11 protein-coding genes and 1 tRNA gene are annotated in these 13,519 nt (G+C 38.3%); 2 read left to right on the top strand and 10 right to left on the bottom strand.

Going from position 1 to position 13,519, the window contains the following annotated elements:
* Nucleotides 1-20: 20 nt before the first annotated feature.
* Together ACRRSQ_RS16280 and ACRRSQ_RS16275 are read right to left on the bottom strand one after the other, a co-directional pair.
* A complete protein-coding gene (locus ACRRSQ_RS16280; RefSeq protein WP_440876822.1) occupies nt 21-497 on the bottom strand; it encodes a YchJ family protein in 477 nt (158 codons plus the stop codon).
* Between the two features lie 457 nt (nt 498-954).
* Nucleotides 955-1,395, bottom strand: a complete 441-nt coding sequence (locus tag ACRRSQ_RS16275) for a hypothetical protein (RefSeq protein WP_440876821.1) — start codon at nt 1,393-1,395, stop codon at nt 955-957.
* A 486-nt stretch (nt 1,396-1,881) separates the two neighbouring features.
* Between ACRRSQ_RS16275 and ACRRSQ_RS16270 the strand changes: the two genes are divergently transcribed.
* Nucleotides 1,882-2,583 carry a hypothetical protein gene (locus tag ACRRSQ_RS16270; protein ID WP_440876820.1) on the top strand — a complete coding sequence of 234 codons (702 nt, stop codon included), beginning with the start codon at nt 1,882-1,884 and terminating at the stop codon, nt 2,581-2,583.
* Nucleotides 2,584-2,591: 8 nt separating this feature from the next.
* On the top strand, nt 2,592-3,290 hold the full coding sequence (locus ACRRSQ_RS16265) for an esterase/lipase family protein (protein ID WP_440876819.1): 699 nt from the start codon (nt 2,592-2,594) through the stop codon (nt 3,288-3,290).
* Nucleotides 3,291-3,332: 42 nt separating this feature from the next.
* On the opposite strand, the gene ACRRSQ_RS16260 is transcribed toward ACRRSQ_RS16265, so the two are convergent.
* From ACRRSQ_RS16260 to fdxA, 8 genes are all read right to left on the bottom strand, one after another.
* Complete coding sequence (locus ACRRSQ_RS16260) at nt 3,333-3,809, bottom strand: DUF2947 family protein (RefSeq protein ID WP_440876818.1); 477 nt, start codon at nt 3,807-3,809, stop codon at nt 3,333-3,335.
* 187 nt (nt 3,810-3,996) lie between these two features.
* Complete coding sequence (locus ACRRSQ_RS16255; protein WP_440876817.1) at nt 3,997-8,625, bottom strand: response regulator; 4,629 nt, start codon at nt 8,623-8,625, stop codon at nt 3,997-3,999.
* A 212-nt stretch (nt 8,626-8,837) separates the two neighbouring features.
* Nucleotides 8,838-9,740: a mechanosensitive ion channel family protein gene (locus ACRRSQ_RS16250; protein ID WP_440876816.1), complete on the bottom strand. Its 903-nt coding sequence runs from the start codon at nt 9,738-9,740 to the stop codon at nt 8,838-8,840.
* Nucleotides 9,741-9,867: 127 nt separating this feature from the next.
* Entirely contained in the window at nt 9,868-10,677 is an 810-nt protein-coding gene (locus ACRRSQ_RS16245) for a hypothetical protein (protein ID WP_440876815.1), read from the bottom strand.
* 316 nt (nt 10,678-10,993) lie between these two features.
* A tRNA-Val gene (locus tag ACRRSQ_RS16240) sits at nt 10,994-11,070 on the bottom strand.
* Between the two features lie 129 nt (nt 11,071-11,199).
* Nucleotides 11,200-12,597, bottom strand: a complete 1,398-nt coding sequence (locus tag ACRRSQ_RS16235) for an MATE family efflux transporter (RefSeq protein ID WP_440876814.1) — start codon at nt 12,595-12,597, stop codon at nt 11,200-11,202.
* A gap of 177 nt (nt 12,598-12,774) precedes the next feature.
* A complete protein-coding gene (locus ACRRSQ_RS16230) occupies nt 12,775-12,981 on the bottom strand; it encodes a CPXCG motif-containing cysteine-rich protein (protein ID WP_440876813.1) in 207 nt (68 codons plus the stop codon).
* A 180-nt stretch (nt 12,982-13,161) separates the two neighbouring features.
* The gene (gene fdxA / locus ACRRSQ_RS16225; RefSeq protein WP_440876812.1) at nt 13,162-13,497 is read right to left on the bottom strand and encodes a ferredoxin FdxA; all 336 of its coding nucleotides are present in this window, start codon (nt 13,495-13,497) and stop codon (nt 13,162-13,164) included.
* Nucleotides 13,498-13,519: the final 22 nt, after the last annotated feature.

The raw sequence follows: 13,519 nt of genomic DNA, 5'->3' as shown, positions 1-13,519 counted from the left end.
TCTAAATGAAGATGTGCGTGTTATTTACTGCAACATTTTTTAAATTTTTTGCCGCTTTCACACGGGCAGGGATCGTTTCTTTTAAGCTGAGCTACTTGGTGGTTTGCTTTTATTTCACCATCTAAATATCGCCAAGCACCTTGTTCTTGCACAAACCTAGAAAGTTCATGCATTTCAAAAAGTTTATCATCGATAAGATAAAAAGCCGAGAACTCAACGGTAGGCAATTGCTGTGTTAGATCATTACCCTCGGTACTGCTATGAATGGTTAACTTTAGCCAGCGACAGTCGGATGCCGATTCACGTATCTCGTCAATCGACTGTTGAGCTTGGCTCTTGCTTGCATACGTATCGTAAATATATTGAGCGTTATTCGTTGCATAGGCGCTATAACGCGAGCGCATTAGTGCTTCTGGTGATGATGCGCTGCGCCTTTTATTATGAATGGCGAAGCAGCATTGTTCAAAGGGCCGTGATGTTCCACAAGGGCATTTCATATGAGTATCAATAAAGCTATTAAGTCTGTATGGGATTTTACCATAGCTTTTTTAGACTTACCTTATTGCATGTATCTAGCCTAAGTTTTTACCTTATCGTTATTTAACCGTAAAAAATAAAACAACTGTGCGCTGTTTTTATTAGAGCGTGTTGACCTTTGTAGTATAGATTTTGTTCGAATTAACCGTGATTTAATCAAGGCATAGCGATTGAAGTATAGTTATTCTATATAAATGAGCTATAACACAGAGTAAATCACGGTTAATCGAATCTTAATGACAGCGTTTATTGCGCATTTCCACTACGTTGCCCCACATGGATGTGGGGTAAGGTGACTTTGCAGGAGCATAAAGTCTTTATCGCCTATTTATGTGGAACAACCACACTGCATAGGCGCTGCCTTGTATAAATACGCAATATACTGCTGCAAAAATATACGCCAAAGATCAACATGCTCTAGTGTAGTGCTTTTTTGTTAATCACAATACACTGGGTTTTGCCGCGTTGCGCACTTTTAATAAGCTCTGAAATTTGTTGTTGAGTAAAATCGCTATTAGAGACGATAACAGCTGAACAATTTCCTTTTTGTAATGCCATTTTGATAGGGGCAATACATAATTTATCTTTGTTAGAGTTCACCCGTAATACTTTTCTTGCGTCTATTTGTTCATTATCAGACAACGGCTCTAATGAATCCTCTTCTGGGTTTATCATTAAAATCCACTTACGTTCTTGATGATATTGATGGCAAATATTTGCATATTGTGCAGACAGTTCTTGGTGGCTAGATATGGTTATTTCGTCAAACCAATTGTCTTCTATGTCCAACATTCTATTAATATAAAAACTGGTGTCATTAATTAAGTTGCTGATTTTAATGTTTTTAACGTTGTACATAGCAAGCTCTCTTTGTGATACGTAATTATACTGTATGAATATACAGTATAGTTGTTTGGGTGATTGATCAAGCATTTTTTGAATAAATTTTGATACTTATATTGCAGGGCAATTGGTAATGTTTGCCAACGAGCTGTTTTACTGAACTACATAGAAGGGTTTAGTTTGAATTACATTTATTAATGAGTAGAATGATAAAAAAGTGTAACTAAGGTTATTGAATGAAAATGGATGTCTGCTTATTGGGGAGTCTGCTAAAGCTAAAAAATTTCAAGCAACTGAGTCTTTCTGCAGATGTAATTTGCGCCTTAAGATGTGATGCCATTATTAATAACTAGATTAAATATAATATTTAGTTTTCTATTACTGCAGTATTCACTGTTAGCTTTAAGCCAATATATTGAAAATCTAACATCAGGTATTGCCTGATTTTGATACCACACTTATGGAATGAATTTTTGTTCATAAGTTGATTTAAGGAAAGGAATGAAAAACAAAGTCACCTTAAAACCATTGTTGCTAATATTTTTAGTTTGTTTGAGTTACTCAACAAATGCCAGTGAGGCAATGTTAGTTAAGGCACATACTGCCATAAAAAACCTTGATGCTATTAATAGCACGCATTGGTCTTATATTCATACGCAACATAGCAATTATGATGTGGTCAAAAGTGAATTTGATCCAAGGCGCCCTAAAACTCAACAGTGGAAATTATTACTTGTTGACCGAAAAGTGCCAACGGTTGAGCAATTAACTGAATTTGACGAAATTTGGAATGCCGAAGATGATATCGCCGAGGTGAGAGAGCCGGTAAGTTCGATGATAGCAAAACAGTCGTTAGTGTTTAGCCATCAACAAAACGATATTGCTGTATTTACTTTTATTCCGGTGGTTGAAGATATGCTCGACCAACAAGATAAACTTACTGGAAAACTTAGGCTTAATCTTAGTTCAGGTGATATTAGCGAGATCATTATTAGTAATACCGAACCGTTAACGCCTGCCGGCCCAATAGAGTTAGAGGTATTTAATTTGGCGCTTGAATTTGTTCGTCATGGCAAACATATGGCGTATCATCGCATTACCATGAAATTTTCAGGTACTGCGGGTTTGGCGAAAAGGTTATCAGAGCAAAGTATCGAAGAGTTTTCTGACTACTTTTATGTCGGCACTGGAGCTAATCCTTAAGGGTTTTTATGATTAACATTATTGTTGTCATTATTTTAGCTGTTTTTAGTCAAACAGTTGCCGCCAAAGATTGCGTGATTTTATTACACGGCTTAGCTAAAAGTGACCGCGATATGAAGAAATTAACTCAGGTATTAACACGGGAAGGTTTTTTGGCGGTTAATTATGATTATCCTTCACGCAAAGATAGTGTGGAAAATCTTGCTAATAATGCGATTGGCTTAGCACTTGAGTCATGTAAGCAAACAGATAAAGTGCACTTTGTTACGCATTCCATGGGCGGAATTCTAGTACGTTATTATTTAAGTGAACATGTGATTGAAAACTTAGGGCGGGTGGTCATGCTTGGGCCTCCTAATAACGGTAGTGAAGCAGCAGATGCTTATCAAGACTTCCCTGGGTTTTCTGCAATCGCAGGCCCAGCTGGTTTACAATTGGGGACTGGTGATATGAGTATTACTAATAAAATTGGCTCAGCCAAATTTGAGTTAGGTATCATTGCTGGAACACGAAGTGTTAATCTTGTTTTGTCTGCTATTTTACCCGGTAAAGATGATGGCAAAGTGACGGTTGAGAGCACTAAATTGGCGGGCATGACAGATCATATCAGTATGCCCGTGACTCACCCGTTTATGATGAAAAATTCAAAGGTAATAGACCAAGTCCTTCATTTTATAAAGCATGGTCAGTTTAAGGTTGACGCATAGATCGCTACGATTGTTACTTAACCTGAGCTCGTACAGCTCAGGTTACTTAGCTTTTTTACCTATTTTGAAATAGCCATTATTATTAAATTGCACTGTTTCTTGGCGCTTTTTACCTATAAGTAATGCACCATCGTCCATAAATAAGAAGTTTTTCCAAGTGCGCTTAAATACCTGCCATGTCGTTTCAATAACGTAGTTTCGATTGCAGCAATAATACACCACGGTGTTATTGTCCCAGTGTAATTGAGAAAGTATTAACTCGGGTAGGTCGGGCTCGTCACTGTCCCATAAGGTTTCCCACTTGCCATTGTCAAACCACACGCCATCTGCGACTGGCCAGTCGCCTTTTTTGAAAAAGTCAGGGTGATCAACTTGTCTGCTAATTGCAACATCCCAAAGGGTATTAGCGCGGGCAGCAGTCATCGGCTTGATTTTAGTTAGATCTTTTTCAGCAACAGGTAGGCTGTTATGTCTAAAAATCCATGCATTTTTAAGTTCTTCAATTGAAATATAGTTCATTAAATTGTTTGCTTGATAAACGGCGACTGCATTATATCAATGTTCTTATTCGAGCAAATAGTTAATTTTTTATATTCGCAGCTTTTGAACTTTTGAAGTTGAATTTCGTACACAGTAAACGTTTTTTGTGCATGGCGTAACTAGGGTGAAATAACGCGGTAAAAATAAACACAGCAATTTATCACCCTTATGCATTGTTAGCGACATCTTGTTCAAAAATTGACAGTTGCTGACTAAATTCTTGGTATTCAATGTGTAATTGCTCAATCAGTAAAATGATCTCTTTCATATCGCCTTTTTTTATCGCATGTTCTAATTCTGCAGATTTTGCTTGCAAACGTAACCCACCTAAATTGCCTGCCATACCTTTGAAGGTGTGAGCCGTTAACTTTAACTGTTCAACATCGTTTTGTTTGGCGGCTTGGTTAAGTGTGTCCATATGCGTTGGTGCGTCTTCGATAAAATTATTCACAAGCATGGTAAGTAATTTAGCTCGTGAGCTAACACGTTTTAATACGGCTTCTTTATCTAAGGTGACTAACCCCTTTTTAGTTACTTCTGGCTGCTGCTCTGGCTGTGGTTTCGCTACTGCTTTAGTTGATACTTTTGCTTTTTGGTGATGATTTTTATTTTGCCAGTAGGTGAGCTTTTCAAAAAGATCGTTTGGTTCGATAGGTTTTGATAAGTAGTCATCCATGCCGACAGACAAGCATTTTTCGCGATCACCTTCCATTGCATTTGCTGTCATTGCAATAATGACTACCTTTTTATTATGTTCGCCTGCATCGCTGTTACGTATCGCTTGGGTCGCTTGATATCCGTCCATTACCGGCATTTGACAGTCCATCAATACTAAGGTGTACGGTGCGTGTTTTGTACACTGTTGCAGTAAATATAGGGCATCTTTACCGTTGGCTGCAATATCGGCCTCTAAACCAAATTCACTTAAAATACCAAGCGCAACTTGCTGATTAATTCGATTATCTTCCACCAATAATATTTTAGGTGGGTGAGTCCACTCAATGTCGGCAATTTTATTGTCAGGTTGAGGGCAGGTGGCGCTTTTTTCGTCGCGAGCTAAGGTTTGCAAATAGCTATGGGTAACAATAGGAACTTGTTTTAAGGTATCACCATTGTCAACGACAACGGCAAGTGCGTCGAATAAATCTGAGGTTGTCGCCGGTTTTGGAAAGTACGCATTAAAACCAAGGTTAGCGAAATATTCCGCTTCGTTACCTTGTGCAATAGACGTCATCATTACTAATTTCATATGATGATATCGCTCATCTGAACGTATTAACTGGCCAAGTTCGGCGCCATCCATTTCTGGCATTTGCATGTCTAAGAAGGCAACGTCAAAAAAGGGGAGATCGCTGTTGTAACGTTCGTTACATATTTCAATGGCTTCTTTAGCGTGGCACGCCTCAGTAACGGTTGCTCCCCACAGTTCTAATTGGCCACGCAATACTTGTCGGTTAGTTGTATTGTCGTCAACAATGAGTAAATGCAAGGCGCCGATATCAATCTTGGGTAGTACCGGCTGCGAAAGCTCACTTGGTTGTATTTCTATAGTGATAGAAAATGTGCTGCCTTCGCCGATCGTACTTGTAACATCAACAGTGCCGCCCATTAATTCACATAAACTTTTGCAAATAGATAAACCTAACCCTGTACCGCCGTATTCTCGCGTGGTAGAGGCGTCTACTTGAGAAAAGGTATCAAATAAAGTTGCTGTTTTATCTTCTGGAATGCCAATGCCGGTGTCTTCTATGCTGCATTGAAATATTAAACTTTCGTTGGCGCTATCTTGTGTTTGAGCCCGAATGACTATTTCACCTTCGTGGGTGAACTTAATGGCATTACCGACTAAATTGGTGAGTACTTGTCGAATACGACCTTGATCACCTTTTACCATCGATTGTTGAACATTTTGCACATCGAGCACAATTTCTAAACCCTTAGTTTGTGCTTTTAATGCCATCGCTTCAGTAAACTCTCCCAACATGCCACGTAGGTTAAAATCAATATATTCAAGCTCTAGTTTGCCTGCCTCTATTTTAGAAAAATCTAAAATGTCATTAATTAATACTAACAGTGATTGCGCACTGGAATTGGCAAGCGATGCTTTATGGCGTTGATCTTCATTTAGATCTGTCGCTAATAACAAACCTAACATACCTAAAACGCCGTTCATTGGCGTTCGTATTTCATGACTCATACTGGCGAGAAATTCACTCTTTAATTGGCTACTTTGCTCTGCTGCAACCGAGGCTTTTTTCAACAAGCTTCTGGTTTTATCTTGTAAAATCGCGATAGATAACATATCGACGATTTCTTGTAGTAACACCATAATTGCTTCATCAGGCATTGACTGACTGGTGGTATGAATAAACAAAACACCAAGTTTTTGTGATGCTTTGTCTGAATGAGTAACTAATGGAAAAACATACTGGCTACCGTCGTTGTATTCATTTCTTACTAGCGAAAACTTGCCTGAATTAATCACGCGATGGTAGTGGCTGTCTTTTTGGCAATAAGACTCAATACTTGTTTGTTGCGCTTGGCTAAGCTCACCATGATATGCAGTTAACTTGAGGGCTTTTGATTCTGCGTTGTATAAGCAAATGCCTGCTTCACTTTCAAAGTCTGCGTGGCCAAAATTAAGCAGGGCAGCTAATGAGTTTTTAAGTTTTTTAACTTTTTTTGTTGGTTGAGATAACTCTTCTGCAACGGCCAGTTTAACTTTATTTTGTTGATTAATTTTTTCTTGTTCAAATTGGGCAAGCTTAAGTGGCGTAATATCGAGTACTGTGCCGATCATGCGGGTTGGGTGATTTTTGTAATTACGTTCAACTACCTTGCCACTGTCGACGACATAGACCCAATCGCCATTCTTGTGTTTAATTCGCAGCTCTACCGAGCACGTCGTATTCTTGCTGACTAAATCACGCTCGAATACTTGTATAAATTGAGCTAAGTCGTCTGGATGAACGATGTTTTTCCAAATATCCAGTGTAATAATTGAATCTTCAGTTGGCTCATAACCGCAAATTTCGAACAATCGTTGATTACAACGAATGGCATTGTCGTCTAATTGCCAATCCCAAATACCAACATCGGTACTGGCAACGACAAGTTCAAGTTGCTTGGCGTTTTCAGCCAGAGCAAGTTCGATTTCTTTATTTCGGGTAATATCCGTTCGTATCGCGATAAAACTTTTGGGTTTACCATTTTCGCCAATAAATGGCACTATAGTGGTATCTACCCAGTAATAGCTGCCATCTTTTTTACGGTTACAAACTTCGTCATGCCACACTTTTCCTGCTTTAATGACCTTGTACATTTCATACCAGTATTCTTTGCTTTGCTTTCCTGAATTAAGCAGGCGATGGTTTTTGCCGATCAGTTCTTCAATCTCGTAACCACTGAGATCAGCAAACTTTTTATTAGCAAAGGTTATGGTGCCTTTTACGTCGGTTATCGCAACAATGGCATGTTGATCAAGTGCAAACTTTTGTTCATTTAGGGCATAAAGTATTTGTTGTGAATCCTTATTGCTTTGTTTGAGTTGCTCAATATTCGCTTGTCTGGTTGCAACCATGTAATTCAAGGCGTCTGCTAATTGGCCAATTTCATTATTTGAATTGATTGACACTGCACTACTGTCTTCGTCTTTAGCGACTTTTAAACTTTGCTCGGCGAGCGTGGTTAGCGGTTTACTGATTTTTAGGGCAATTATTTTAGCTAAGATAAAGACGATGATCACGGTTAACGCAAATAAGAAAAAGGTCACGTTTCGTATCAGTAGGGCTGAAGCTAGCGCATCTTCATGGTTTATTTCACTAAATAGTGCCCATTCAATTTCGCCAATTGGAATTGATTGATGAATACCAATGACTTTCTTATCATTCGGCCCGATATATTCAAAAGCATGTTCTTCGGTATTATCTTGATGATTTGCCTTGGTAATGTGCTCAGATTTCCATAAGTTAAATTGATCTGTTGTTATTTCCCTTTCTAAAACTTCACCCCAGTTTCCTTGCTGATAAGGGGTTCTAAGTAAACCATCGCTAGATACTAAATAATGCCTTAAGGAGTTTGAGCGAGAGGTGGCTTTGTTTAAAACATTTGCAATGCGCTCTAAGGTTATTTGAATGGCAATAACACCGGCAATATTATTGTTGTGGTCGATAAGTGGCGCAGTGATAAAGCCCGATACGGTATTGTTTGACGGTTGATACCGTTCAACCCCTGAAAATGAGATGCGCTCTTGGTTGATAGTGCGCTCTAATGAGTAAGCAAATTTTGGATGTTGTGCGCTGCTGGTAAATAAATTGGTACCTAGATCATTCTCTTTGATGACAGTAAACAGTACGTTACCTTGGGTATCGATGAATAAAATATCGTAAATATAATCGTATTGCTGCATAAACGAAGTCAGTTCGTTACTTGCAGGTTTTGAAATTTCTTGCCAGCGGTCGCTAACAACAAATTCTTGTAAAGACAAACCACTTTTTTGCCACGTCGCAGATAACGCGCTAATTAAATCGACATTATGTTTTGCTTGTGCTTGAGTTGTTGTATCTTTTTGGCGGTAATACATCCAGTTGTTGATAAAGGCCTTGCTGAGCATAGCCGAATGAGCAAGTTCACTTTTAGCTGCTGCGGTGAGGCTTTTTGACGTTTGATTAAAGCTGATAAATGAAATGATAGCGATGGGCACTAAGGCTAATAATAAGAACCAAATCCTAAGCTCGTTTCCTAAAGAACCAGTGAACTTTTTTTGGCGTGGAGAGGTATCTGGTGCTGTTGCCATTTATTATTGTTTCCAAGTATCAAATATGTCTTGTTTTATTAAGCATATCTTATAATTGCGTAATTTGCTGACTTGGATAAAAATTTATTTAAATGGGGAGGAAAGCTAAGCTTTTATGCTTAGCAATAATAAAGCTTGTTAGATAATTTAAAGGCACGTTAATACGTGCCTTTAATAATAAAGTGTGAAAAAAGTTGGTTACGATAAATACATTAAGAAGCCACTTTCTGCGCTGGTTGAATAAGGTGTACATCGCGTTGTGGAAATGGAATGGTAATATTTTCTTTTTCAAGTGCTAAGTATATTGCTTGGTACGCTTTATATTTGTTGGCGTAAAGCTCTGCGGTAGGTGTCCATATGCGGATTCCGATATTAATCGCGCTATCGGCAAACTCATCAATACCAATGAGTAACTCTTTTTGCTGTCCCGAAATATTGAGCTCAGCAATGACCCCTTCAAGCAGAGAAACCACTTCGATAGGATTATGTTGATATGAAATACCAACGGTTAATTCCAGTAAAGAATCATTTTTTGAATTTTGCAGGATTTCACCAACAATGTGCTTATTTGGAATCGTAATTGTCACGCCGTCTTCGTCGCGCAATATGGTATAAGCAAGTAGTACTTCTTTGACGATGCCTTTGACATTTTGCACTTCTATGGTGTCACCAACGACAAAAGGGCGAAGCAATATAATATTAAAGCCGGCGGCATAGTTCGACAATAAGCCTTGTAGCGCTAAACCTACGCCAAGTGATAAAGCACCAATGGTGGCAATAAACGGGGTGATACTAATACCGAGCTTACCTAACGCAACAATGGTAATAAGCACGACTAAGAACATTTTGGTGGTGTTGGATAAAAATTGGCTTAAGGTAATGTCGAGTTTGTGCTTTTCACATACGCGCAGTACAAAAGCTGCAATTTTTCCTGAAATATAAAAGCCAAACAAAAATATGATGATCGCGCCAATAATTTGAAAGCTATATTGGGTTAAATAATCGATGGCGATTTTATAGATAGAGGTAACGTGGTTAATTTCGTCTTTGAGTAGCGCTGTGGGTGATAAATTATCTAATACAGGCTGTGTTGCTTCAGGGGCTTGCTCGGCCATGTAAACTCCTAGTGAACAAATAATTTTACGCTGCTTAGTAAAAGCAGCTATTTATTCACATTATGAGCAAATGAAACAAAGTTGTAAACGATTCGGGTCAAACCAGTGAAAGTTTTATCGTGTTTATTTAGCTAAGCAATAATGCGCCATGTTTAGTGTCTGCACCTTGCTGCAAGTATGTTGATATTTCTTTATGGGCTTGGCGAAATGGCTTGTATAAATGAGATTTAAGCGCTTTTTTAACCTGTTTGATATCGCCATTTTTTAATACGGTAAATAAGGCTAATGCATACACAGTTTCGAGTTCAGGCAAGGCGGCTTGTCGGTTTAAATTACGATTGTTACAAGAGCCACAGCCGCCTTTAAATTGATAAGCCGTATTGGCAAATATAACGCCAAAACCCATAAAACAGGCAACTAAATCGATGGTTTGCGCTAAGGTCTCTTTGCCGCCAGGAGGCGCAATTTTTTGCTGACTAATTAAAATACTGGCTTGCTTTTGCACTAAATAGGCAATTAAGTCTTGTGGTTGATTTAGTTGGCTTGGGTGAAATGCAATATCGATAGTATGTGCTATTTCTTCATCATTAATTGTATAACTGGCTTGAGACGATACTTTACAGTGTTCACCGCGAAGGTTTTTGTCAAAACTAAGCGCAGGTATTTGTTTTTGAATATAACGCTCTGCTGGGACTAATTTAATTGGCCAGTTAGACAGTCCCGTATATTTGAGCGTATTAGTAAAAATAGCGTCTGCCATTTCTTCAACGCTGCTGACTTTTCCAGGGTAAAAGTTATTGTTAGGTAAAATGAGTTCGCTATTATTTTTGAAAAAATCACCATCAAGGTGCTGTATACACCAAGCGAAAGTATCAAAAATCCAATCACGACTAGATTCGTCGATTACAGGTTGAGTTTTAAATAAAGTCGAAAACATTAATGCGAACCCTTAGAAAGTGTAACTTCAAAGATAATAGAAAAATGAACAATACTTGTTAGTACCTAATATACCGATGTAACTTACTACTAAACGGTGGAAGTTTAAAGCTTGAAGCTAAAAGTAAAAAAGCTACAAGCAGCAAGTTGAAAGCTTGAAGCTAAAAGTAAAAAGCTACAAGCAGTAAGTTGAAAGTTTGAAGCTACAAGTAAAAAGCTACAAGCAAAAGTTAAAAAGCAAAAGTTAAAAAGCAAAAGTTAAAAAGCAAAAGTTAAAAAGCAAAAAGGCCGCCATAAGGCAGCCTTTTTATCGAATTTGGTACGTCCGAGTGAATTTGAATCACCGACCTCATCCATGTCAAGGATGCGCTCTAACCAACTGAGCTACGGACGTATAATAATTTGTAAACGTTGATTGTTTCAACGGAGCGCTATGTTATCGGGCAGCTTTAAAACTTGCAAGTAATTTTAATGAAAAATCAGGGCTTTTTTCACTAACTGCTTATTAACGCAGCAGGCTGCGTTAATTTTGTTCAGCTTGCGATGATTCATTTAAGGATTCACTGCTTGATGCTAATCTTTTTTGCACAACTTTTAATCGCCAGCCTAGTAAAATGGCTGCACTGGTCAATCCTAAAATTATGCCAACCCAAAAACCATAGGCACCAATCGAAGGCACTATCCAATCGGTTAAGCCTAAAATCGAACCTAAACCCAAACCAATGACCCAATATGAAATAAAGGTGATATACAAGATTGACTTGGTATCTTTGTAGCCACGTAGCGCGCCGGCAGAAATTACTTGAATATAATCTGATAATTGAAACATGGCCCCTAGCAACATTAAGTTAGCGGCTAAGGCGATAACGTTTTCATCGTTAGTGTAAATACTTGGAATGTACTCTCTAAAAGCAAGGGTAAATAACGCTGTGGTCACGGCAATACCTAAACCTAAAATATAGGAGTTATTACAGATATCTTTGGCTTGTTGATGATCTTTTTCTCCCAACGCAAACCCCACTTTTATGGTAACTGCCATCGCAATACTTAATGGCACCATAAAAATCATACCGGTAAAGTTAATGGTAATTTGGTGGCTGGCGACAATATCTACACCAAATGGCGCAATAATAAGTGCGATCACCGAAAATAGGCTCACTTCAAATAACAAAGATAAGGCAATAGGTACACCAACGGTTAATATTTCTTTAATGCCTTGCCATTCTGGCCAATATATTTTGCTAAACAATGGTGCCTTTTTTAACGGCTTTGCCAAGAGTACGTATATCAACATACTAATAAACATAACCCAATAGACGAGACCTGTTGCTAATCCACAACCGGCACCGCCGAGCGCCGGCATGCCAAATTCCCCGTAAATAAAAATATAATTGGCAGGAATATTAATGAGCAAACCGATAATGCTAATTATCATGGTTGGTTTGGTAAACGATAAGCCTTCTGAATAGTTTCTAAGCACGATATATAAACAAAAACCCGGTGCGCCCCAAACAACAAAACTTAGGTAATCAAACATTAACTCTTTTAATTGCGGATCTAAGCCGAATGTTTGATATACATAAGGCTTTGCAAGATAAAACAATCCGATAAGTGATATACCTAATACGATGGCAATCCATGCGGTTTGGTGGGTAGCTTTAGCCACTTCATCGAATTTTTTTGCGCCGCTAAGATTCGACACTATGGTCGCTAATGCCATGATCAAACCATAAATCGTTAGAATTAGCGGTAACCAAACGCTACTGGCTACGGCAACCGCTGCCATGTCTGTTGCACTAACGCGGCCAGCCATCACTGTATCGGCAAACCCCATTAAATTTTGGATAAGTTGGGCAATTAAAATAGGATAAGCGAGCTTTAGTAAGCTTTTGGTATTTTGAAGAAAATTATTAGGTTTCATTAATGGCTACTAGTTTATAAGCGTAAATTTATTAATCGTGGTGATGCTTTTTGTCAGAATGGTGCTTGATTGCCCCGCAATCATATCGTCTTTAGGGAAGAGCACAATGCACAAGCATAAGTTATTTTGGGAAAAACAGAATGTAAATTTAGTAAACGTTTGTATCTTTCGATTCAATTAGAAAACTTGTTCGTCGTCACTATCTATTGCCAGTTGTACTTTTTGGCGATATTCGTCGATATGCATGTTTAAGTGAATTTCTTTGCAACAAGCTGGGCATTCTTCATAATAGTCTTGATCACCACCCGAAAAATCTAATGTTACGCGTAAATGGTGCCCACAGTGAGGGCAAGTTATGCGTTCCTCTTTAATATTGTCGACCATAATGCTTACTCTGTTAACTTCAGTAGCTATTGTTGAGTATGGACAATTTTACCTGTTTCGCCATTAAAAGTTAGCCAGTAAAACTAGTGTGTTGATCTTGCTAAAATAATTTTTCTAAAAAGTCTTTCTAGCGTGGTAGTGATTATATTTTCTACTTTTCGGCGTTAAGTACAGGATAATTTAGTCGTCAGCATCAACAATCAAATATTGAATTTTATTAGGCACGCCATCCCATTCTTTTGCATCGGCAGGTGGCGTTTTTAAATCTGTTATTCTTGGCCATATTTGCGAAAGTTCAGCATTGAGTTTAATAAACTCTTTTTGATCTTCTGGCACCTTATCTTCTTGGTAAATCGCTTCAGCGGGGCACTCAATAGGGCAAAGGTCGCAATCGATGCAATCGTTGGGATTAATGGCTAAAAAGTTTGGCCCTTCGTAAAATGCATCAGCAGGGCATACAGCCACACAATCAGTATATTTACATTTAATACAGTTATCAGTTACTACAAACGCCACGGTGTTCTCACATTTAATATCT

This window comes from Thalassotalea sp. PLHSN55 (assembly GCF_052030545.1).
GTDB lineage: Bacteria > Pseudomonadota > Gammaproteobacteria > Enterobacterales > Alteromonadaceae > CANMXU01.
The sequence above is the reverse complement of the archived record's forward strand: the minus strand, read 5'-3'. Positions and strand labels throughout refer to the sequence as shown.

Excerpts from the sequence above, each read along its gene's own strand:
- ACRRSQ_RS16280 (WP_440876822.1), bottom strand. The coding sequence starts at position 497 with ATGAAATGCCCTTGTGGAACATCACGGCCCTTTGAACAATGCTGCTTC.
- ACRRSQ_RS16275 (WP_440876821.1), bottom strand. The coding sequence starts at position 1,395 with ATGTACAACGTTAAAAACATTAAAATCAGCAACTTAATTAATGACACC.
- ACRRSQ_RS16270 (WP_440876820.1), top strand. The coding sequence starts at position 1,882 with ATGAAAAACAAAGTCACCTTAAAACCATTGTTGCTAATATTTTTAGTT.
- ACRRSQ_RS16265 (WP_440876819.1), top strand. The coding sequence starts at position 2,592 with ATGATTAACATTATTGTTGTCATTATTTTAGCTGTTTTTAGTCAAACA.
- ACRRSQ_RS16260 (WP_440876818.1), bottom strand. The coding sequence starts at position 3,809 with ATGAACTATATTTCAATTGAAGAACTTAAAAATGCATGGATTTTTAGA.
- ACRRSQ_RS16255 (WP_440876817.1), bottom strand. The coding sequence starts at position 8,625 with ATGGCAACAGCACCAGATACCTCTCCACGCCAAAAAAAGTTCACTGGT.
- ACRRSQ_RS16250 (WP_440876816.1), bottom strand. The coding sequence starts at position 9,740 with ATGGCCGAGCAAGCCCCTGAAGCAACACAGCCTGTATTAGATAATTTA.
- ACRRSQ_RS16245 (WP_440876815.1), bottom strand. The coding sequence starts at position 10,677 with ATGTTTTCGACTTTATTTAAAACTCAACCTGTAATCGACGAATCTAGT.
- ACRRSQ_RS16235 (WP_440876814.1), bottom strand. The coding sequence starts at position 12,597 with ATGAAACCTAATAATTTTCTTCAAAATACCAAAAGCTTACTAAAGCTC.
- ACRRSQ_RS16230 (WP_440876813.1), bottom strand. The coding sequence starts at position 12,981 with ATGGTCGACAATATTAAAGAGGAACGCATAACTTGCCCTCACTGTGGG.